Below are 20,525 nucleotides of genomic sequence, written 5' to 3' on the forward strand. Positions count from 1 at the left end.
CGGAGCGGAGGGCTGAAGCCCATCCTGTGAAGGGGTCAGGCGGGTTCCGGCGCGCGATCGGACGAACGCCGCACCACCGGTCGCGCGCTCTTGTCGAACACCAGCGTGCTGTGTTGCTGGGTACGCATGGCCTGCGCCTCGCGCGGGTCGACATCCAGCGCCAGGGCCTCCTCGACGAGCGTCACCGCCGCCGGGCCCTGCCGGCGCCGGGTCCTGTGCGCGAAGCGGGCCTGGTTGTAATAGGCCCAGCTGGCGAACACCACGGCACAGACCAGTGCGTAGCCGAGGATAGACAGCAGGTCGGAGGTCTGGTTGGCGTACGCCTCGGCCGACAGCTCCACCCACGCGGTGCGCAGCCCGGCCAGCCACGCCACCAGCGTGATCACCGGCAGCCACAGGTACAGCCACAGCATCCACGCCACCAGCGTGACGAAGGAGGACAGCGCCCGCTGCGCCGGCGTGCGCTGGCGCTCGTTCTGGATCACGAAGCCTTCGGCTTTCATCGCAGTCCCCGGTCCGGGCTGACCCACACCGCGCGCACGCCGCGGCGCTTGAGCAGCGCCTTGGGGAACGCGACCACCGTGGTCAGCGTGTTGATCACCCAGTAGGCGATCGGATACCAGATCATCCAGTAATAGTTGCGCCCGATACGCGCCTCGTAGCGCCGGTCGATCACCAGGCTGAGCAGGAACTGGGTCAGGCAGGTCAGGCCCAGGATGACGCCGTGCCAGCGCGGCAACAGGCTGGGCACCGCCAGTTCGGGCGGCACCGGCATGAACTTGCCCAGCGCCCACACCGCGACCACCACCAGCATCAGGTAGGCCCACACCAGGCTGAGCACGTACTCCAGCGCAACCGGCCACATGCGCCGGCGGCGCCAGTTGAACAGGCCGCCGGCATAGCGAAGCAGCACCTCGCTGCCGCCCTGCGCCCAGCGCAGGCGCTGGCGCCACAGGCCATGCAGGGTTTCCGGCGTGAGCAGCCAGCACAGTGCGTTCGGTTCGTAGCGCACGTCCCAGTGGCGCATCTGCAGGCGCCAGCTCACGTCGATGTCTTCGGTGACCATGTCGACGTTCCAGTAGCCGACGTCCAGCAGCGCGCGCTTGCGGAACGCGGCGATCACCCCCGACACGGTGAAGATGCGCCCGTACACGCGCTGGGCGCGCTTGATCAGGCCGATGATCGAGGAAAACTCGCCGACCTGCAGCTTGCCCAGCAGCGTCGAGCGGTTGCGGATGCGCGGGTTGCCGGTGACCGCCCCCACGCGCGCGCTTTCCAGCAGGTGGCGCATCATCCAGTGCGCGGCGTGCTCGTCCAGCAGGGTGTCGCCGTCGATGCACACCAGGAACTCGTGGCGCGCGGCGAGGGCCGCCATGCGCAGCCCCATCGCCTTGCCCTGGTTGCTGGCGAAGTGGATCACCCGCAGCTGCGGCACCTCCTCGGCCAGGGCGTCGAGCTGCGCGCCGGTATCGTCGGTGGAGCCGTCGTTGATCGCGATGATCTCGAACTCGGGCCAGCGCTGGCGCGCAAGCTGCTCGATCGTCTCGCGGATGTGCGTGCCCTCGTTGTGGCAGGGCACCAGAATGCTGATCGGCGGCTGTTCGGGCAGCGGTTGGGGTTCGGTGCGCGGCGGCTGCCGGCGCTCCCAGCGCAGGAAGTAGATGATGCTGCCGCTCATCCACAACATCGACATGATGAGTGGGTAGTAGAACGCGAAGTCGAGCAGCATCGACAGGGCGTGATGCGTCGTGTCCACGATCAGCGCTCCTTGTACGGGTAGGTGGCCGAGGAGATGCCCGGGCGGATGCGCTCGAGCTCGGGATGGTCGGCCGGGAAGTCGTCCGGGTAGTAGCCCAGGTGCAGTGCGCCTTGGACCTGCAGGAGGCGCATGCGCGCGAGCAACGTAGTGGCGTCGATCGGCTGGCGCGTGCGCCAGTCCTGGGCGGCCAGCTCGAACACGGTCTTCTCGCGCGCGCCCGGCACGGCGGCGACGGCAGCGGCCAGGCGTTCGAACCAGGCCTTGGAAGGTTTGGCCCCGTCGAGTTGCGGCATCGCCATCAGGCCCACTTCGTCATAGCCGGCCACGAAGGCCGGCAGCGATTGCGCGAACCAGGCCTCGGCCTTGCCGTCGAGCACCGGTGCGGCGAACAGGTTGCGCGCCGTGCGCAGCTGCGGTCGCCAGCGCCGCGCGCGTTCGATCAGTGCGTGGGTGTAGTCAACCAGCCACGCCGTGCGCGCGGCGCCCGGGGACGGCGCGTCGTGCAGCCGGTCGGTGTCGCGCAACAGTGCATCGTCGGAGAACAGCAGGCCGTCGAACTTGGCGTGGCTGGCCAGATCCTCGTAGAGATCGCCGATCCAGGCGCGCACGGCCGGCTGCGAGGGATCGAGCCGCGCCACGTCCTTGCCATCGCCGGCCAAGCCCAGCGCCGCGACCGGATCGCCCGCCCGCGGGCGGAACGCCAGCGCGGGCATCCACGCGTAGACATGCACGCCGGCGCGGGTCTGCAGTTGCCAGGCCACGCGCGAGAACAGGTCCGCGCGCATCGGCAGGTGGCGGTTGGGGAAGTACAGCGCGTCGGCCACGCCATCGCCGTCCGGATCGGCATAGGCCTGCAGCCAGACCTGGTCGACGTCCATCCGCTTGATGCGGTCGAGCAGTTGCGAGAGGTTGCGTTCGCGCTGCGCTGGATCCGGGTCATAGACATAGTCGAGGTCGACCTGCACCACGCGGCGCGGCTCCACTTCATGCGTCGGCATCAACTGCCAGGCCAGGTCCGTCACGCCCGGATCGCTGCCCAGCAGCAAGCGATCCAGGGTGTGGTCGCGCACGGGGTCGGGCACCGCATTGCCGAGTGTGAGCGACATCTCCATGCCGAGCGTCGCGGCGATTTCGCGCGCGGGACGGTTGAACGCACCGTAGGGCCAGACGATCGCGTGCGGCGACTGGCCGGTGTGCTCGCGGATCAGCGCCGCGCTGCGCGTGAGGTCCTCGGTGATGCGCTCGCGCCACGCCGCCTCGGTTTCGTAGCTGCCGGCAGCCGGATCGTAGCGGCGCGTCACCGCCGACGGCAGCAGGTTGCCCTGGGGGTTGCCGACGATGCCCTCGTGCAGCGCGTCGCTGTGCGAGGCGATCTCGACCAGGCCCGAGCGCTGCATCTCGCGCACCTGTGCCCAGGTGACGAAGCAGGACGCATCGCAGTCACGGCCGTTGTAGTCCAGCCGGTCTCCGGGCGCCGTTTCGATCCAGCCGGTCACCAGCGCCAGCAACGCGGGGTAGTGGTAGGCCTGCAGCAGCGGATAGACCTGCGTGTAGAAGCTTTCCAGCCCATCGTCGAAGGTCAGCAGGAAAGCCTTGTCGGGAAGCGCCTGCCCGCCGTGCGCCGCGGCACGCACCTGCGCGGGACTGACCGCGGTCCAGCCGTTCGCGTGCAGGTATTCCAGATGGCCGACCAGATGATCCAGGCTGGTCGCGTCCGGGTCGGTGGTCGGCCCCTGCGCGGGGTCGTGGATGTCGTGGTAGCTCAGGATGACCAGCCGGCCCGCGTGCGCGGGCACGGCCAGCAGGAGCAGCAGGGCGAGGATCAGGTAACGCATGTCACTCCCCCCAGTGCAGGGTCAGTTCGAGCGTGGCGCGCGTCTCGCGGCGGCCGTCGTAGGGCTGGCTGTGCCAGCCCAGGCGCCAGCCGAAGCCGAGCCCCTCGTGCGGCTGCCAGGCCTGGCCATAGCCGACGTCGGCGACCCAGCCGGCGGACTGGCCCTGTTGCGCGTAGCTGCCGACGGCGAGGTCTACCAGCTGGTGCCAGGTACGCCCGTAGCGCTCGACCAGCACGTGGTCCAGGTGCGCGGTGACCGTGGCGGCACCGTCGCGGCGCGGGTTGAAGTAGGCGGTGCCGTCCAACGTGTTGTGCGAGGCGTACAGGTCCGCGCCCAGGTCCAGTTGCAGGCGCGGACGGGTCAGCACGCGCCCGGTGACGCCCAGATCGGCCGCGCGGCGGCGGTTGCCGTCGCTGAAGTTGGCCGCCTGCACGCCCAGCCGCGCGGCGAGCAGCTCGCTCGCGCGCCACTGGACCGTGCTGTCCAGCGTGCTGCCGTGGATGCCGTAGTAACGGGCACGCAACGGGATGTCGGCGCCGGAGCTGCTGGCGTCGGTGCTCCAGGCCCAGTGATCGCTGATCGCCCAGTCGAAGCCCGCTTCCACCGCAGTCGGGTCGGCGCCGGTGCCGCGCGTGGGCAGCGCCTGCAAGTAGGCCTGCACGCCGCGCCACTGGCCGCGCACGCCCAGGCCGGCGTCGGTGCGGTGGGCGTCGCCCTCGGGCAGCGAGGCCTGCGCATGGCGCGCGATGGCGTAGATGCGCCAGTGGTCGGCCAGCAGCGGCGAGGCGAGCGCGGCGGAGGTGTCCTGGTCGCGGTCGCCGTAGTCCGGCGTGTTGCCGCGGCCAAAGGTCTGCGCGGCATCGAACTGCCAGCCGCGCTCGCGGTCCCAGGCGCGGCGCGCGCGCTGTACCTGTGCGTTGCGCGGGTAATGCGCCTCGAGGTTTTCGAGGCCGGGTTCGACGTCGGCGAAATCACCCAGGTCGCGCAGGGTTTCCAGCTGGCCCAGGCGCACGCCGGTGTCCTGTGGATCCAGCCCGCGGGCGATCGCCAGGTCTGCCTCGGCGCGGCGCGGCCAGCCGCGGCTGCGTTCGTTGTTGCCCAGTTCGCGCCGCCAGTTCGCGCTGGCCGGCGCTTCGTGCACGCCCGCGGCCAGGCGTGCGTTGGCGTCGGCCAGCAGGCCGGCGTAGCCGCGCAGCAGCGCGGCATTGAGGTCGTTCTCGCTGCGGTGCGGGTTGGCCGCCGGCTCGGATTGTCCGGGCTTGCGCAGCCACACCGGCTGTGCCGCGGCGGCGGTGTCGATGGTCTGCTTCGCCTTGGCGTACTGGCCGGCTTCGCTGTAGGCGTACATCAGCACGATCGCCGGATCGGATTCGCTTTCGGGAATGCTCCCCGGGGTTGCCGGGCCCGCGCGCTCGAGCAGGCGCGCGGCCTCTTCCGGCCGCTGGCGGTCGAGCAGGGCCTCGGCCAGCGGACGCAGCACGTAGGCCGGCAGGGTCTCGCGTTCGGCCGCGCTCATCGCATCGTAGTCCGCCACCGCCTCGGCGGAGCGGCCCGCGGCCTGCAGGGCCACCAGCCGGTCCAGGCGGGCCCGGCGCACGACGGCCGGCGCGGCGGCATGGCCGGCGACCACGGCATCGAGCTGGCGCACCGCCGCATCGCCGGCGGCGTAGGGATCGGCGTCGGGGGCGACCGGGTCGCGCGCCGCGCGGCGGGCACCTTGCGCCGCCACGTCCGCGTCCAGCCGGGCCAGCAGCACGGGATCGGCCGGCAGCTCCCGCGCCAGCTCGCGGGCGCGGCCGACGGCGCCGGCATCGGCCAGGATCAGCACCTGCCGCCGCAGCAACTCGGCGTCACGGGGATGGTCGCGCAGTGCCTGCTCGCACACCGCCAGCGCGCGGGTCCACTCCCCGGCCTGACGCAGGTGGTCGATCGTAGCAACGAGCTCGCCCGGATCGGCCGCGGCGGCGAAGGCTGGACCGGCCAGCGCCGCCCACGCGGCGACGGCGAGCACGACACGCCGGCGGCCCGCCGGAATGGGGCGTCGAATGGGCATTGCCGTTGTTCCCCCTGCTCCTGTCCGGCACTGGCTTCACAGGCCGGCCACCGTAAGCGGATCGATCTGATTGCGTGCGCGTTTTGTGAACTCTATCACGCTAGTGCGGTTTTCCGGCGCGCATTTGGCCATCCGGAAACGCCTGCCCGGCGGCGTCCGATCAGGGGGGCGCGCCTGCCATCGGCGTGGTTCAACCGTCGTGCGGAATACACCCGTGCAAGGAGTCCGCATCGACGGGGCCGGCTTGTGCGATGAGCTCGCGCGCGGCATCGACCTGGCCCCACACGTTCCACAGCAGCACGCCACGCACGCGCCCGCCGTCCAGGTAATAGACCACGCCCTTGCGATGCGGCTCGCTCCAGTCTTCCACCCGTTGCAGGCGCGCGTCGAGCAGGCCGACCGCCTCGTAGCCGAGGTCGAACAGGTCCGAGTAGAAGTACGGCAGGGTGGCGTAGTCGCCGCCGGCGCCGGCCATCGCGCGGCCGGCATGCGCGCCCATGTCGACGGCAGCGTTCTCGTGCTCCACGCGCAACCGGCGCCCGAGCGACGGGTTGAAGAAATTGGCCATGTCGCCGGCCGCCCAGATGTGCGGGTCGCTGGTGCGCAACTGCGCATCGACGACCACGCCGTCCTCGACGGCGAGGCCGGCCTGCGTGGCCAGCGCGATGTCGGGCGTCACGCCCAGGCCCGCGACGACCGCATCCGCGCGCAGGCGCCGGCCATCGGACAGCCCCAGTTCGACGCCGTCCTCGCCCGCGCTGCCGTCGACTACCTTGACCCCGGACAGCAGTTGCACACCACGCTCGCGGTAGTAGTCGTCCAGGAACGTTGCCAGCGTCGGCGGATACCTGCCGCTACCGATCGAGGCGCCCGGAAAAATCATCGTCACCTTGCAACCGGCGCCACAGAGCGAGGCGGCCAGCTCGCTGCCGATGAAGCCACCACCAACCACCGCGATGTGTGCACCGGCCACGGCATGGCGGCGCAGGCGCCGGTAATCGTCGGCCGTGCGAAAGGCAATGACCCGATCGCCCGCGAAGGGCAACTGCCGCGGCGCGGCGCCGGTGGCCAGCAGCAGGCGGCCATAGCGGTACTCGTCGCCCTGGTCGTCGCTGGCGCGACGGGTGGCCGGATCGAGTGTCTGCACACGCCGCCCCAGATGCAGCTGTGCGCCGGTGGCTGCGGTGCCCAGGTCGATCGATTCGAGCGATTTGTCGCCCTTCCACAGCGCCTTGGACAACGGCGGCCGTTCGTACGGCGGCGAGGTTTCCGCGCTGACCAGGCCGATGCTCGCCGAGGCGTCGGCGGCACGGATAGCCTTGGCCGCCGCATCACCGGCCATGCCGCCGCCGATGATCAGGTAGTCGTACGCGTGCTCCATCTTGCGCTCCCGCGGCTCGTCGTCATCCCATCATGCGCCCGTTGCGGCAGCGCGGGGGGCGCCGTGGTGCAAAGCCCGCGTGCACACCGCCTTGATCGATGCGGCCGCCACACTGCGGCACATGAACACCCGCCCCAGCGATCCCGATCCGGCCCTGCGCGCCGAGGTGCGTGCGGCCGGCCTGGTCTACGTCAGCGACACGCAGCCGGGCATCCGCCGGCTGCGCAGGGGCAAGGGCTTCGGCTACCGCGACGCGGATGGCCAGCCGGTCACCGACAAGGCAGAACTGGCGCGCATTCGTGCGCTCGCCATCCCGCCGGCCTACGAGGACGTATGGATCTGCGCCAATCCCGACGGTCACCTGCAGGCGACCGGCCGCGATGCACGCGGCCGCAAGCAGTACCGCTACCACCCGGACTGGCGCGCGCTGCGCGACCACGGCAAGTTCGACCGCATCCTCGCCTTCGGTGCCGCGCTGCCGAGGCTGCGCCGGCGCGCCCGCAAGGACCTCGCGCTCACGGGCCTTCCACGCGAGAAAGTGCTGGCGCTGCTGGTGCGTTTGCTGGACGAGACGCTGATCCGCGTCGGCAACGAGAGCTACGCGCGCGACAACAAGAGCTACGGCCTGACCACCCTGCGCTCGCGCCACGTGCGCCTGGCGCGCGGCCGGCTTCGCTTCTGCTTCCAGGGCAAGAGCGGCCAGGAGCACGAGATCGAGCTGGACGACCGGCGCCTGACCCGGATCGTCCGCCGCGTGCAGCAGCTGCCCGGCCAACGGCTGTTCCAGTACCTGGACGACGCGGGCGAACGCCAGCCGGTCGATTCGGGCATGGTCAACGACTACCTGCACGACGCCTGCGGCGAAGCCTTCAGCGCCAAGGACTTCCGCACCTGGGGCGGCACCGCCCACGCCGCCGGCGTGCTGGCCTGCACGCCGCTGCCGGAAAAGGGCGGCGAGCGTGCCCGTCGCCATGCGCTGGTGGAGGCGATCAGGCAGGTGGCCGAGGTCCTGGGCAACACACCGACGGTCTGCCGCAAGTCCTACATCCATCCGGAAGTGTTCGAGGGCTGGCACGACGGCAGCCTGCAGCGTGCGATCAGCGAAGCCTGTGCCTGCAAGCCGCGCGAACTGGAAAAGGCCACGCTGCGCTTCCTGCGGCAGCGGTTGAAGCCGAAGCGTCGCGGCAGTTGAGACGGGTGCGCGTAAACTTGGCTCCGTAGCTTGCCGGAACCCGCCATGTCCTTCGCCGACGTACTGCTCGCCCTTTTGCTCTTGGTCGCCTTCGCCATCCTTGCGTTGCAGGTAGTGCTGTTGCGCCGTGGCCGCACCGATGACGGTCTTGCCATCCGCCTGGACGCGCTCAGGGGCGACGGCGAGCGCCTCGAGCGCGTGCTGCGCGAAGAGCAGCGCGCCGGCCGCGAGGAACTGCAGCAGGGTTTCGACCGCTTCCGCGGCCACGTCGCGGAGCAGCTGGCCGACGTGTCGCGCCAGCAGGCCGAGCGCATCGACGGCTTCGGCCAGCGACTGGAGGGCCTCACCGCACGCACCGATGCCGGCCTGCAGGGGCTGGCCCAGCGACTCACCGAGGACGCCCGCAAGAGCCGCGAGGAAGTGGGGCTCACCCTGGCCCGCGCCAGCGAGCAGCAACGCCAGCAGCTGGCCTCGCTCACCGCCGACAACGAAAAGCGCATGGGCGAGGTGCGCTCGACGCTGGAGGTCAAGCTCAAGGCGCTGCAGGACGACAACGCCGCCAAGCTCGAACAGATGCGCGCCACCGTGGACGAGAAGCTGCAGAGCACGCTCGAGACGCGCCTGGGCCAGTCTTTCCAGCTGGTCTCGGAGCGGCTGGAGCAAGTCCATCGCGGCCTCGGCGAGATGCAGAGCCTGGCCAACGGCGTGGGCGACCTCAAGCGCGTGCTCAGCAACGTCAAGAGCCGCGGCATCCTGGGCGAAGTGCAGCTCGGCGCGCTGCTGGAGCAACTGCTCACCTCCGAGCAATACGAATCCAACGTGATCACCGTGCCGGGCTCCAACGAGCGGGTGGAATTCGCCATCCGCATGCCTGGGCAGGGCGCCGTCGACAAGCTCTACCTGCCGATCGACGCCAAGTTCCCGGTCGAGGACTACCAGCGCCTGCTCGAAGCGCAGGAACTGGCCGACGTGGAGGGCGCCGCGGTCGCCGGCCGCGCGCTGGAGCTGCGCGTGCGAGAGGAGGCCAAGCGGATCAGGACCAAGTACGTGGCCGCGCCGCATACCACCGATTTCGCCGTGCTGTTCCTGCCCACCGAGGGTTTGTACGCCGAGGTGATCCGCCGCCCTGGCCTGTTCGAACTGCTGCAGCGCGACCACCGCGTGGTGGTCGCCGGCCCCACCACGCTGAGCGCGTTGCTCAACAGTCTGCAGATGGGCTTCCGCACGCTGGCCATCGCCCAGCGCAGCTCCGAGGTGTGGAACATCCTGGGCGCGGTGAAGACCGAGTTCGGCAAGTTCGGCGACGTGCTGGACAAGGTAAAGAAGAAGCTCGACGAAGCCGGCAGGCACATCGACGCCACCGGCGTGCGCACGCGCGCGATCGAGCGCAAGCTGCGAGGCGTCGAGACGCTCTCGGGCGAGGTCACCCAGCAGCTGCTGGGCGTGGTGCCCGAACCCGACGACGACGTCGAGGAAGACACTGTCTGACGCGATCTGTCCCATTTCCCGCCGGGCCAGGGCTTCAGGTCGCCGGCGCTTTACACAGGGGGTCCGGATACGTCCGACGGCAGCGGACGGTAAACTGCCACGTCCGCAAGCCAAGGCCCCTTTTTGCATGAGCGACCCGAGCAACCCCAACGACGTCACCCAGGCCCAGGCCGAGGAAGCGGTGCGCACACTGCTGCGCTGGGCTGGCGACGACCCCGCGCGCGAAGGCCTGCTGGACACGCCGCGCCGCGTCGTTAAGGCCTACCGCGACTGGTTCTCCGGCTACGCCGACGATCCGTCCGAGTTCCTCAAGCGCACCTTCAAGGAGGTCGAGGGCTACGACGAGATGGTGGTGCTGCGCGACATCGAGTTCGAAAGCCATTGCGAGCACCACATGGCGCCGATCATCGGCCGCGCCCACGTGGGCTACCTGCCGACCAACCGCGTGGTCGGCATCAGCAAGCTCGCCCGCGTCGTCGAGGGCTACGCGCGCCGCTTCCAGGTGCAGGAAAAGCTCACCGCGCAGATCGCCAACTGCATCCAGGAACACCTCAAGCCCGCCGGCGTGGCGGTGGTGATCGACGCCAGCCACGAATGCATGACCACCCGCGGCGTGCACAAGCGCGGCGTGTCGATGGTCACCAGCCAGATGCTCGGCGCCTTCCGCGACGACGCGCGTACCCGCGCGGAGTTCCTGCAGTTCATCGGGATCCACGGCGCACGCTGATGCGGTGGGCGGCCCTGGCGATGCTGCTGGCGCCGCTCGCGGCGCTGGCGCAGGACACGCCGAACGATTACCTGCGCCAGTTCGATGCCGATGGCGATGGGCGCATCGCGGTGCAGGAGTACGTCGACTACCTGGCGACCGGCTTCCGCGCGATGGACACCAATGGCGACGGGATACTCGATGCGAGCGAGCTGCCACCGGGGCCGCGCCACATGCCACGCACGCTGGCCGCGTTCCAGGCCGACCTGCGCGCGCAGTTCCATCGCTCGGACCGGAACCACGACGGGTTCCTCAGCGCGCGTGAACTGGCGCAACCGCCCGGGTAGCGCACGGCGGACCCGGCCCGCTCCCTTGAAGGCTAGGTTGGAGCGGAGCGATCGAGCCCTCCCCTTCACCGGGAGCGTCGAGAATGGGGTTCCCGCCCTTACAAACCCTGCATCCACCGCATCCCATCCATGCCGCGCACGCAGCAATTGGGCCGCACCGATGCGCTATCGTGCGCGCTTCACTCGCCGGTGACCCGCGCATGGATTCGAACCACACCGCACTCAGCGACACGCGCCGCCGCGCGGCGGTGGCCTTCATCTTCGTCACCGTGCTGCTGGACATGCTCGCGTTCGGCATCGTCATCCCGGTGCTGCCGCACCTGATCGAGCAGCTGGCCGGCGGTGGCATCGCCAAGGCCGCCTGGTGGGTGGGCGTGTTCTCCACCGTTTTCGCGGTGGTGCAGTTCGCCTTCTCGCCGGTGCAGGGCGCGTTGTCCGACCGGTTCGGGCGGCGGCCGGTGATCCTGATCTCCAACCTCGGCCTGGCGATCGACTTCGTGGTGCTGGCGCTGGCACCGACGCTGTGGCTGCTGTTCGTCAGTCGCGCGCTGCTGGGCATGACGGCGGCGAGCTTCACCACCGCCAATGCCTACATCGCCGACGTCACGCCCAAGGAAAAGCGCGCGGCCGCCTACGGCGTGCTGGGTGGCGCGTTCGGGCTCGGATTCATCGTGGGGCCGGGGCTGGGCGGCTTCCTCGGCGACATTTCGCTGCGACTGCCGTTCTGGGTCGCCGGCGGACTGGCGCTGTGCAATTTCCTGTATGGCTTCTTCATCCTGCCCGAGTCGCTGCCGAAGGAACGGCGCACGCCGCGCTTCGAGTTCCACAGCGCGCATCCGCTGGGCTCGCTCAAGCTGCTGCGTCGCCATCCGCAGGTCCTCGGGCTGGGCGTGGTGATGTTCCTGGTCTACCTCGCGCACTACGTGCTGCAGACCACCTTCGTCCTGTACGCGGACTACCGCTACGGCTGGGGCCCGCAGGCGGTCGGTTTCGTACTGATGCTGGTCGGCGCCTGCGACGGTTCGGTGCAGGCGTTCCTGACCGGCAGGCTGACCCCGCGCTTCGGCGAGCGGCGGGTGCTGCTGGCGGGCATGGCCTGCGGCATCGGCGCATTCCTGCTGATGGGCGTGGCGCAACAGGGTTGGCTGTTCCTCGCCGGCATCCCGCTGATGGCGCTGTGGAGCCTGTCCGGGCCGCCGATCCAGGCGATCATGACGCACCAGGTCGATCCGTCCGAACAAGGGCGGCTGCAGGGCGCGATCACCAGCCTGGGCAGCTTCGCCGGCATCTTCGGGCCTTATCTGTTCGCGCAGGTGTTCGCCTTCTCGATCGCACCCACCTCGCCGCTGCACCTGCCCGGCCTGGCGTTCGTGCTGTCGGCGCTGCTGCTGGTCGCCGGCGCGATCATCGCCGCGCGCGTGACCGCGCATACCGCGCCGCTGGCGCGTGCCGCCGATGCCCATTCCCCTGACGCGGCAGGCGCCCCGGGCGCACTGCCGCACGATCCCACCCACTGACGCAGGAGTTTTCCATGACGCTTTCGATGTACCAGGCCTCCGTTCCCGTGTTCGTGCGCGCGCTGTCCAACCTTGCCCACGTGCTGAAGAAAGGCGAGGCGCACGCCAAGGTCAAGGGCGTGACCGACGACGTGCTGCTGAACACCCGCCTGATCCCCGACATGCTGCCGCTGGTCAAGCAGGTGCAGATCGCCTGCGACATGGCCGCACGCGGCACCGCGCGGCTGGCCGGCGTGGAACCGGCCTCGTTCGAGGACAACGAGACCACGCTGGAACAGATCCACGCGCGCATCCAGCGCGTGATCGACTACGTGCAGGGCTTCGATGCAGGGAAGATCGACGGCAGCGAGGGCCGCGAGATCCACTTGAAGATGCGCAACGGCGAGATGGACTTCAAGGGCCAGGATTACCTGTTCACCTTCATCCTGCCGAACCTTTATTTCCACTGCACTACCACCTACGTGATCCTCCGCGAGGCGGGCGCGGAGCTGGGCAAGACCGACTTCATCGCCGGCGCGCAGCAGTAGTTTCGTGGCGGGTGCGACGGCACGCCGTCGCGCCCGCCTGAACGAAAGCGATGCGCCAATTTTCCGGCATGCCGCGAAGCGTGATCGTGTTCACACTCGCCATCGGCCCGTGGCGCGAGCCCTGCTTATCCCTGCGCGAGTTTCCACCCTCGAGCAGATCATGGACAGCTTCTACGAATGCATCATTTGCGGCGGCCCGCAGCACGGGCTGGTCTACAAGCGGCCGCTGAACTCCCGCCATTCCACGCCGCTGGCGGTCGTCACCGACGATGGCCAGCTGTGCACGCCGGCGGCGCGCAAGTTCGGCTCGCGCGTGGTGCTGCTGCATCCGCAGGCCACCGGCGAGCAGTTCCGGACCATTCTCGCGGCGTAAGTGGCGTGCCGCGTCACTCCCGCCCGGCGACGCGGCGCCGCCGGTTTGAACCCCTGATGGCACCGCCTGCCGCGCCGCGTCACTTGCGCTCGCCTTGTTCCCACGCACCCGACGCACGGACAATACGCGGCCCGGCGTAAACCCGACCGCACCCGGTCGCGGCCGCCGCCATTCGTGCGAGCCCCATGCTGCGACTGACTGACCTGAAGCTCCCGCTCGACCACGCCCCCGAGGCGCTGGCGAAGGCGGTGCTCGCACGCCTGGAGCTCCCCGCCTCGGCGCTGCGCCGTATCGACGTGTTCCGGCGCGGCTACGACGCGCGCAAGCGCGGCGCCATCGCGCTGGTCTACACGCTGGACGTGGACGTGGCCGACGAGGCGGCGGTGCTGGCGCGCTTCGCCGACGACCGCCACGTGCAGCCCACGCCGGACACCCGCTACCACCCGGTCGCGCAGGCCCCGGCACGGCTGGAGCACCGGCCGATCGTGGTCGGCTTCGGCCCGTGCGGCATCTTCGCCGCGCTGATCCTGGCCGAGATGGGTTTCCGTCCGATCGTGCTCGACCGCGGCAAGGCGGTGCGCGAGCGCACGAAGGACACCTGGGACCTGTGGCGCAAGCGCAACCTGCATCCGGAATCGAACGTACAGTTCGGCGAGGGCGGCGCCGGCACCTTCTCCGACGGCAAGCTGTACAGCCAGATTTCCGACCCGCACCACCACGGGCGCAAGGTGCTGACCGAGTTCGTCAAGGCCGGTGCCCCGGAGGAAATCCTCTACGTCAGCAAGCCGCACATCGGCACCTTCCGCCTGGTGACGATGGTGGAGGCCATGCGCGGGACGATCCAGTCGCTCGGCGGCGAGATCCGCTTCGACCAGCGCGTGGAGGACCTCCTGATCGAGACGGCCGCCGACGGCACGCGCCAGGTCCGCGGCGTGCGGCTGGCCGATGGCGGCGAACTGCGCTCGGACCACGTCGTGCTGGCGGTGGGCCACAGCGCGCGCGACACCTTCGAGATGTTGCATGCGCGCGGCGTCTACCTGGAGGCCAAGCCGTTCTCGATCGGCTTTCGCATCGAGCATCCGCAGTCGGTGATCGACCGCGCGCGCTTCGGTCCGCAGGCCGGTCATCCGCTCCTTGGCGCGGCCGACTACAAGCTGGTCCACCACGGCAACAAACCCGGCCAGAGCGGGCGCTCGGTCTACAGCTTCTGCATGTGCCCTGGCGGCACCGTGGTGGCAGCGACCGCTGAACCCGGACGCGTCGTCACCAACGGCATGAGCCAGTACTCGCGCAACGAGCGCAACGCCAACGCGGCGATCGTCTGCGGCATCACGCCGGAGGACTTCGCGCCCTACGGCGAGGGACCACTGGCCGGCATCGCGCTGCAACGGCACTGGGAATCGCACGCGTTCGCCATGGGCGGCGGCGACTACAGCGCGCCGGCGCAGCGCGTGGGCGATTTCCTGGCCGGACGGCCCACGCGCGAACTGGGCGAGGTGCTGCCTTCCTACAAGCCCGGCGTGCACCTGACCGACCTCGCCACCGCGCTGCCCGACTATGCCATCGGCGCGATCCGCGAGGCGCTGCCGATGTTCGAACGGCAGATCCGGGGCTTTGCCATGCACGACGCGATGCTGACCGGGGTGGAAACGCGCACGTCCTCGCCGGTGCGGGTCAAGCGCAACGACGATGACTACCAGAGCCTCAACACGCGCGGGCTGTTTCCGGCCGGCGAGGGCGCGGGGTACGCGGGGGGCATCCTGTCGGCAGCGGTGGATGGCATCCGCGTGGCCGAGGCGGTGGCGCTTGCGATCACCGGATCGGAATCCCGCGCAGCCTGAAGCCCTCTTCCCGCCGGGGACAGGGTTTGGGTGAGGGGCCCGGGCTCGCGAGGTAGGTCGTCGGCCCTGCAACTCGAAGACCCAAGTTCCCGCAAGAGCAGCCCCCCCCATCACGGCCTCTGCCAGAGCAGACGCGCGGGCGCAGACTCAGTCGGCGTGGCCCTTGCGTCCCAGCCACTTCCCGATCGGCGCCGGATGCCCGAGCAGGTAGCCCTGCCCCAGCTCGCAACCCATGCCCAGCAGCGCCTCGCGCTGGGCCGGCGTCTCGATGCCTTCGGCGATCACCTGGATGTCGAGCGCGCGCGCCAGCGCCAGGATCGCGGCAACCACGGTGGTCGCGGTGGTGTGCTCCTCCTCGCCCAGCGCATGCACGAACGCGCGGTCGATCTTGAGCATGCGCAGCGGCAGCGAATGCAGGTAGCTCAGCGACGAGTAGCCGGTTCCGAAATCGTCCAGCGCCGCGCCCACGCCGATCGCGCGCAGGCGCTCGAGCATCGTGCGGACCTGCTCGGGGTTGTCCAGCAGCGAGCCTTCGGTCACCTCCACGATCAGCCGCCAGGGCGGCAGCCCGGTACGTTCGAGCAGGCGCACCAGGCGTGCATCGAAGTCGCGGTGGCGCAGGTGCAGTGCCGACACGTTGAAGGTCAGGAAGGTGTCCTTGTCCTCCAGCTTGAGGAACCGCTCGCAGCCACGCTCGAACAGCCGCCAGTCGATCGATTCGATGTGCCCGCTGTCATGCGCCACCTTGAGGAAATCGGCCGGCCCCAGCACGCCGAGCTTTGGATGGTTCCAGCGCAGCAGCGCCTCGTAGCCGACCACCGCCCCATCCTCCAACCGGCAGAACGGCTGCAGGTACGGCTCGAACTCGTCGCGCTGCAACGCCTGGCGCAGTTCGCCTTCCATGGTCAGCACGTCGATGACGTTCTTGGCCAGGGTTTCGTCGAACAGTTCGTAGCGCTTGCGGCCCTGGTCCTTGGCGCGGTACAGGGCGATGTCCGCGTCGCGCAACACTTCGTCGGCGGTGACGTAGGTGCTGTCGCCGATGGCGATGCCCATGCTGGCCGACGGTGCCAGCTCGCGCCCGGCAATCTGCATCGGCACGCCCAGCGCATCGAGCACCCGCTGGGCCACCGCCACCGCGGTGGAAGGGATGTCGATGTCCTCCAGCAGGATCGCGAACTCGTCGCCGGAGAGCCGCGCGACCACGTCGGGCTCGCGCACGCAGTCGTGCAGGCGGCGGGCGATCTCCTTGAGGAAGGCATCGCCGGCCAGGTGGCCCAGGCTGTCGTTGATGACCTTGAAGCGGTCCACGTCCAGGTACAGCAACGCGCAGCGGCGGCCCGGCTCGCGTTGCAGGATGGCCAGTACGCGTTCGAGCCGGTCGCGCAGGAAACCGCGGTTGGGCAGTCCGGTGAGCGCGTCGTGCATCACCTCGTGCTTGAGCTGGCTCTGCACGCGCTCGCGCTCGCTGATCTCCTGGCGCAGTTCGGAGGTGCGCTCGGCCACGCGCTGTTCCAGTTCGGCGTAGGCGCGTTGCAGCGAGACCGCGGCGCGGCGGCGGTGGATGCTGTTGGCGATCTGCAATGCGGCGAAGGTGAGCAGTTCCTGGTCGGCCTGGTCGTAGTCGATCGATGCCGTATAGCTTTGCACCGCGACCAGGCCGATCGCCTCTTCGTCGACCCGCAGCGGCACGCCCAGCCAGCACACCGCCGGGCGACCCACGCGGACGAGGTCGACCTCGTCCCGACGCGCGAGCTCCAGCGTGTCCTCATGGAAGGCCAGCAACGGCTGCCCCTTGCGCAGCACGTATTCGGACAGGCCGCGGCCCAGCGGACGCTCCTGCGCCTTGCGCACGCCGGCGTCGACGTAATAGGGAAACACCAGCTTCTTGCGATCGTCCGAGAGCAGCGCGATGAAGAAGTTTTCCGCGTTGATCAGCTCGCCGACCACTGCATGCGTGCGTTCGTAGAACTCGTTCTCGTCGATGTCGGCGGTGGCCAGCTGCGCGAGGTGGAACAGCGCCGCCTGCAACCGCTCGGCACGCTGGCGCTCGAGCACCTCCTGCTGCAGTCCGCGGTTGGCCTCGGCCAGCTCCTGCGTGCGCAGGCGCACGCGCTCCTCCAGTTCGTCCTTGCTCTGCTTGCGCTCCAGCGCGGTGAGCACATGGCTGCCGACGAACTCCAGCAACGTGCGGTCTTCCTCGGAGAAGCCGATGCCGGCCTGGTAGCTCTGCACCACCAGCGCGCCGTGCACCTGGCCCTCGCGCAGCATCGGCACACCGAGCCAGTCGACCGCCTCCGGCCCGGACGGCGCGAAGGTGCCGGTCACCTGCCGGCTGATCTGGTCCAGGCTGCCCATCAGCGCCTTGCCGCCGGTAAGCAGGTGCCAGGTCAACGAATTGCGCATGCTTTCCAGCGACACGTCGTGGCTGGTGTCCGGCGCGTCGGTGTCCTCGGCATCGGCGTAGTAGAGGAACCGCATCGTGCCGTGCTGCGGGTCGCTGCGCACGATGAAGAAGTTCTCCGCGTACATCAGCGTGCTGACGATACCGTGGAGACGCTTGAGCATCTCGGGCATGTCCAGGTCCGAGCCGGCCAGGTCGGAGATGGCGAACAGCGCACGCTGCAAAACCTCCGAGCGCACCAGTTGCTTGTGCGAGTCCTCCAGGTCGGCCAGCTTCAGCGCGCGCTGCAGGTAGGGCCCGGCCAGCTCCAGGAAGGGCTCGAGCCGGTCCAGCAGCGACTCCGTCGGCTGGGCGCGTTCCAGTTCCAGCATCAGGAACGCGCGCTCCTGGGGCAGCAGGCGCAGCAGCAGTTCCTGTCCCTCGCGTACCGGCGCCCGCCCGTTCGATGCCAGCAGCGCCCGGGCGCGGCTGATGCGCCCGTAATCGGGCAGCCGGCCGCTGCTGCTGTAGGCCCGCGGCAGGCCGCTGCCGGCCCAGGCCACGATGGCGTGGCGGCAGCCGGCAAGGTCCTGCGCGAAGGCGGCGACGACCGTGGCGACTTCGGCGGGCGTGGTCGCCTCCACCAGCCGGACCAGCCAGGCGGCCTCGCCGCCCTGCGAGGGCTCCAGCGGCGTGGGGCGCGGGAAATTCATGCACGCACCCCACAGCGGCGCAGGGGCCGATCGCCATCGCGACCGGCCCGTTCGTGCGCCCCTGCCTTGCAACAGCGCCAGTTCATGGGAATGCCGTAACGCCCCCGGTTCCTGCCCATTCTTGTTCCATACCACAAGATCGACCGGCGCGAACCTATCTTGAGTGGCGTGCATGCGGCGCATCGCGACGGCGGGGGCTGCCCGCGCGGGCTAGAATCACGCGATGCTCACCGATGCCACCAAGGACGCGATCCGCGCCTCCTACGCGCGCCTGAAGGAAGGCCTGCCCGGCTTCCGCCCGCGCGCCGCCCAGGGCCGGATGATTGCCGAAGTGGCCAAGGCGCTGGCGACAGAGGGCGGCGCGGCCGTGGTCGAGGCGCCGACCGGCACTGGCAAGTCGATGGCCTACCTGATCGCCGGCATGGAAGTGGCGCGCGCGCAGAAGAAGAAACTGCTGATCGCGACCGCGACCGTGGCTCTGCAGGAGCAGTTGGTCGAACGCGACATCCCGCTCTATCTCAAGCTCGACGGCAGCGAGGCGAAAGTGGCGCTCGCCAAGGGTCGTGGCCGTTACCTGTGCCCGCGTAATCTGGCGATGGCGCGCCAGAGCATGGGCGCGGAAGCCAGCCAGCTGGGCCTGGGTTTCGATGCGGATCTGGCGTTGTGGTCCAAACCGCCGGCCGAGCGCGACAAGCAGGCACTGGCCAAGCTCGCCGGCGCCTTCGAGCGCGGCGAGTGGAACGGCGACATGGACGCCGCGCCCGAACCGGTCGGCGACATGCTGCGCCCCATGCTCACCACCAGCGCCGGCGGCTGTACCGGCCGCAAGTGCATCCACTTCATGCAGTGCCCGTTCTTCGCCGCGCGTCGCGCGGTGGCCGATGCCGACCTGATCGTCGCCAACCAGGACCTGGTGCTCGCCGACCTCACCATGCCCGGCGAGGACGAGGGCTGGGGTGGGGTGATCCTGCCCAAGCCGGCCGAGACGCTGTACGTGTTCGACGAGGCCCACCACGTGCCGGCCAAGGCGATCGACCGCGGCGCCGCCGAGGTGTACCTGGGCGCCAGCGTGCGCCAGTTGAGTCGCCTCGCGCGGCAGGTTCACGCGGCCTATTCGCTGACCGACAAGGAATCCCTGGGGAAGCTCACGCTCGACGCGGGCGATGCGAAGCTGCAGGAGCTGAGCGACGGACTGGAGGAACTGGAGAAGGCGATCCGCCTGTCCTGGCTGCCCGACCCAGCCGAAAACGAACCGATGTACCGCGGCTCGCTCGGCCAGTTGCCGGAGGACTGGGTGCTGCACGCGCAGGCGCTGCACGCGCAGACGGCCGAAATCCAGCGCTGGCTGACCGCCGTGCGCCGCGCGGTGGTGGAGATGACCGACGGCGGCCCGACCCAGGAAGCGCTCTCGCGCGAGCTGGGCATGGCGCTCGAACGGCTGGACCGGCAGGAGCGCACCTGGCGCGCCTGGTCCGGCGACGATGCGGAAAACGCGCCGCCGCTGGCGCGCTGGGTGACGCTCGCCGGCGACCAGCAGCTGGTCTGCCATGCGTCCTCCGTTTCCGCCGGCGGCCTGCTGCGCCACGTGCTGTGGAACAACGCCAGCGGCGTGGTGCTGACTTCGGCCACGCTGAGCGCGGGCGGCAACTTCCGCGGTTTCGCCGACGCCACCGGCCTGCCGGACGACGCGGTCACGCTGAGCCTGCCCTCCCCGTTCGACCTGGCTGCGCAGGCGCGTCTGGAAGTGCCCGCGATCGACGCGCTGCCCGACGCGCGCGAAGCGCACGCCCAGGCGATCTGCGACTGGCTCGCCGACCATCTGGACTGGAACGCCGGCAACCTGGTGCTGTTCACCTCGCGCGCCAAGCTCGACCGCGTGCTGCAGCGCCTGCCGATCGACAAGGTGCGCAAGGTGCGTGCGCAAGGGTCGCTCGGCAAGGCGCAGCTGATCGCCGAGCACATCGCGGACGTCGAGGCGGGCAAGGGCAGCACGCTGTTCGGACTGGCCTCCTTCGGCGAAGGCCTCGACCTGCCCGGCAAGCTGTGCGAGACGGTGGTGATCACCCAGCTTCCGTTCGCCGTGCCGACCGATCCGGTCGGCGCCACCTATGCCGAGTGGCTGGAATCGCGCGGGCGCAATCCGTTCCTGGAAGTGAGCATCCCGGAAGCCACGCGCCTGCTCACGCAGTACTGCGGACGCCTGATCCGCAGCGAGACCGATCGCGGCCGCATCGTGCTGCTGGACCGGCGCGTGGTCACCAAGCGCTATGGCGCAGGCATGCTGCGCGCGCTGCCGCCGTTCCAACGGGTGATCGAGCGCGTCGCATAGGGCGGGCGTGGGGCCACCGGGACGATCCTTTTCCTCGCGCGAGAGCGGCTCGTCGCTGGCGCAGCGGCGCGTTTCGCCAAG

The 20,525-nt window shown here is 69.9% G+C and carries 15 protein-coding genes; 9 read left to right on the forward strand and 6 right to left on the reverse strand.

Going from position 1 to position 20,525, the window contains the following annotated elements; translation table 11 throughout:
* Nucleotides 1-35: 35 nt before the first annotated feature.
* From pgaD to ACFWZ1_RS15765, 5 genes are all read right to left on the reverse strand, one after another.
* The gene (gene pgaD / locus ACFWZ1_RS15745; protein WP_231321887.1) at nt 36-503 is read right to left on the reverse strand and encodes a poly-beta-1,6-N-acetyl-D-glucosamine biosynthesis protein PgaD; all 468 of its coding nucleotides are present in this window, start codon (nt 501-503) and stop codon (nt 36-38) included.
* Nucleotides 500-1,729, reverse strand: a complete 1,230-nt coding sequence (gene pgaC / locus ACFWZ1_RS15750) for a poly-beta-1,6-N-acetyl-D-glucosamine synthase (protein ID WP_439667290.1) — start codon at nt 1,727-1,729, stop codon at nt 500-502. The genes pgaD and pgaC overlap by 4 nt, the downstream gene beginning before the upstream one ends.
* A gap of 29 nt (nt 1,730-1,758) precedes the next feature.
* On the reverse strand, nt 1,759-3,594 hold the full coding sequence (gene pgaB, locus ACFWZ1_RS15755) for a poly-beta-1,6-N-acetyl-D-glucosamine N-deacetylase PgaB (RefSeq protein ID WP_439667132.1): 1,836 nt from the start codon (nt 3,592-3,594) through the stop codon (nt 1,759-1,761).
* A 1-nt stretch (nt 3,595) separates the two neighbouring features.
* Complete coding sequence (gene pgaA, locus ACFWZ1_RS15760) at nt 3,596-5,647, reverse strand: poly-beta-1,6 N-acetyl-D-glucosamine export porin PgaA (RefSeq protein ID WP_439667133.1); 2,052 nt, start codon at nt 5,645-5,647, stop codon at nt 3,596-3,598.
* Nucleotides 5,648-5,837: 190 nt separating this feature from the next.
* A complete protein-coding gene (locus ACFWZ1_RS15765) occupies nt 5,838-7,028 on the reverse strand; it encodes an NAD(P)/FAD-dependent oxidoreductase (RefSeq protein ID WP_439667134.1) in 1,191 nt (396 codons plus the stop codon).
* Nucleotides 7,029-7,149: 121 nt separating this feature from the next.
* Here ACFWZ1_RS15765 and ACFWZ1_RS15770 point away from each other — a divergent pair, with 121 nt between their 5' ends.
* The 8 genes from ACFWZ1_RS15770 to ACFWZ1_RS15805 all read left to right on the forward strand — a co-directional run bounded on the left by ACFWZ1_RS15770 (nt 7,150) and on the right by ACFWZ1_RS15805 (nt 15,019).
* Nucleotides 7,150-8,220, forward strand: coding sequence for a DNA topoisomerase IB (locus ACFWZ1_RS15770; protein WP_439667291.1), 1,071 nt, complete (start codon nt 7,150-7,152; stop codon nt 8,218-8,220).
* A 45-nt stretch (nt 8,221-8,265) separates the two neighbouring features.
* Entirely contained in the window at nt 8,266-9,708 is a 1,443-nt protein-coding gene (rmuC, locus tag ACFWZ1_RS15775; RefSeq protein ID WP_231321895.1) for a DNA recombination protein RmuC, read from the forward strand.
* A gap of 127 nt (nt 9,709-9,835) precedes the next feature.
* Nucleotides 9,836-10,435, forward strand: a complete 600-nt coding sequence (folE, locus tag ACFWZ1_RS15780; RefSeq protein ID WP_231321897.1) for a GTP cyclohydrolase I FolE — start codon at nt 9,836-9,838, stop codon at nt 10,433-10,435.
* Nucleotides 10,435-10,761, forward strand: a complete 327-nt coding sequence (locus tag ACFWZ1_RS15785) for an EF-hand domain-containing protein (RefSeq protein WP_439667135.1) — start codon at nt 10,435-10,437, stop codon at nt 10,759-10,761. Before folE ends, ACFWZ1_RS15785 begins: the two co-directional genes overlap by 1 nt.
* A gap of 200 nt (nt 10,762-10,961) precedes the next feature.
* Nucleotides 10,962-12,278, forward strand: a complete 1,317-nt coding sequence (locus tag ACFWZ1_RS15790; protein WP_439667136.1) for a TCR/Tet family MFS transporter — start codon at nt 10,962-10,964, stop codon at nt 12,276-12,278.
* Between the two features lie 14 nt (nt 12,279-12,292).
* Nucleotides 12,293-12,805: a DUF1993 domain-containing protein gene (locus ACFWZ1_RS15795; protein WP_439667137.1), complete on the forward strand. Its 513-nt coding sequence runs from the start codon at nt 12,293-12,295 to the stop codon at nt 12,803-12,805.
* A gap of 160 nt (nt 12,806-12,965) precedes the next feature.
* Complete coding sequence (locus ACFWZ1_RS15800) at nt 12,966-13,178, forward strand: hypothetical protein (protein WP_439667138.1); 213 nt, start codon at nt 12,966-12,968, stop codon at nt 13,176-13,178.
* A gap of 185 nt (nt 13,179-13,363) precedes the next feature.
* Nucleotides 13,364-15,019 (forward strand): NAD(P)/FAD-dependent oxidoreductase, encoded by a 1,656-nt coding sequence (locus ACFWZ1_RS15805; protein WP_439667139.1) that lies wholly within the window; start codon nt 13,364-13,366, stop codon nt 15,017-15,019.
* A 147-nt stretch (nt 15,020-15,166) separates the two neighbouring features.
* On the opposite strand, the gene ACFWZ1_RS15810 is transcribed toward ACFWZ1_RS15805, so the two are convergent.
* Nucleotides 15,167-18,115 (reverse strand): EAL domain-containing protein, encoded by a 2,949-nt coding sequence (locus ACFWZ1_RS15810; RefSeq protein WP_439667140.1) that lies wholly within the window; start codon nt 18,113-18,115, stop codon nt 15,167-15,169.
* A 223-nt stretch (nt 18,116-18,338) separates the two neighbouring features.
* Between ACFWZ1_RS15810 and dinG the strand changes: the two genes are divergently transcribed.
* On the forward strand, nt 18,339-20,444 hold the full coding sequence (gene dinG, locus ACFWZ1_RS15815) for an ATP-dependent DNA helicase DinG (protein ID WP_439667141.1): 2,106 nt from the start codon (nt 18,339-18,341) through the stop codon (nt 20,442-20,444).
* The last annotated feature ends 81 nt before the right edge of the window (nt 20,445-20,525 follow it).

It is taken from the genome of Frateuria sp. GZRe14, from assembly GCF_051900395.1.
In the GTDB taxonomy this organism is placed as follows: domain Bacteria; phylum Pseudomonadota; class Gammaproteobacteria; order Xanthomonadales; family Rhodanobacteraceae; genus Frateuria_A; species Frateuria_A edaphi.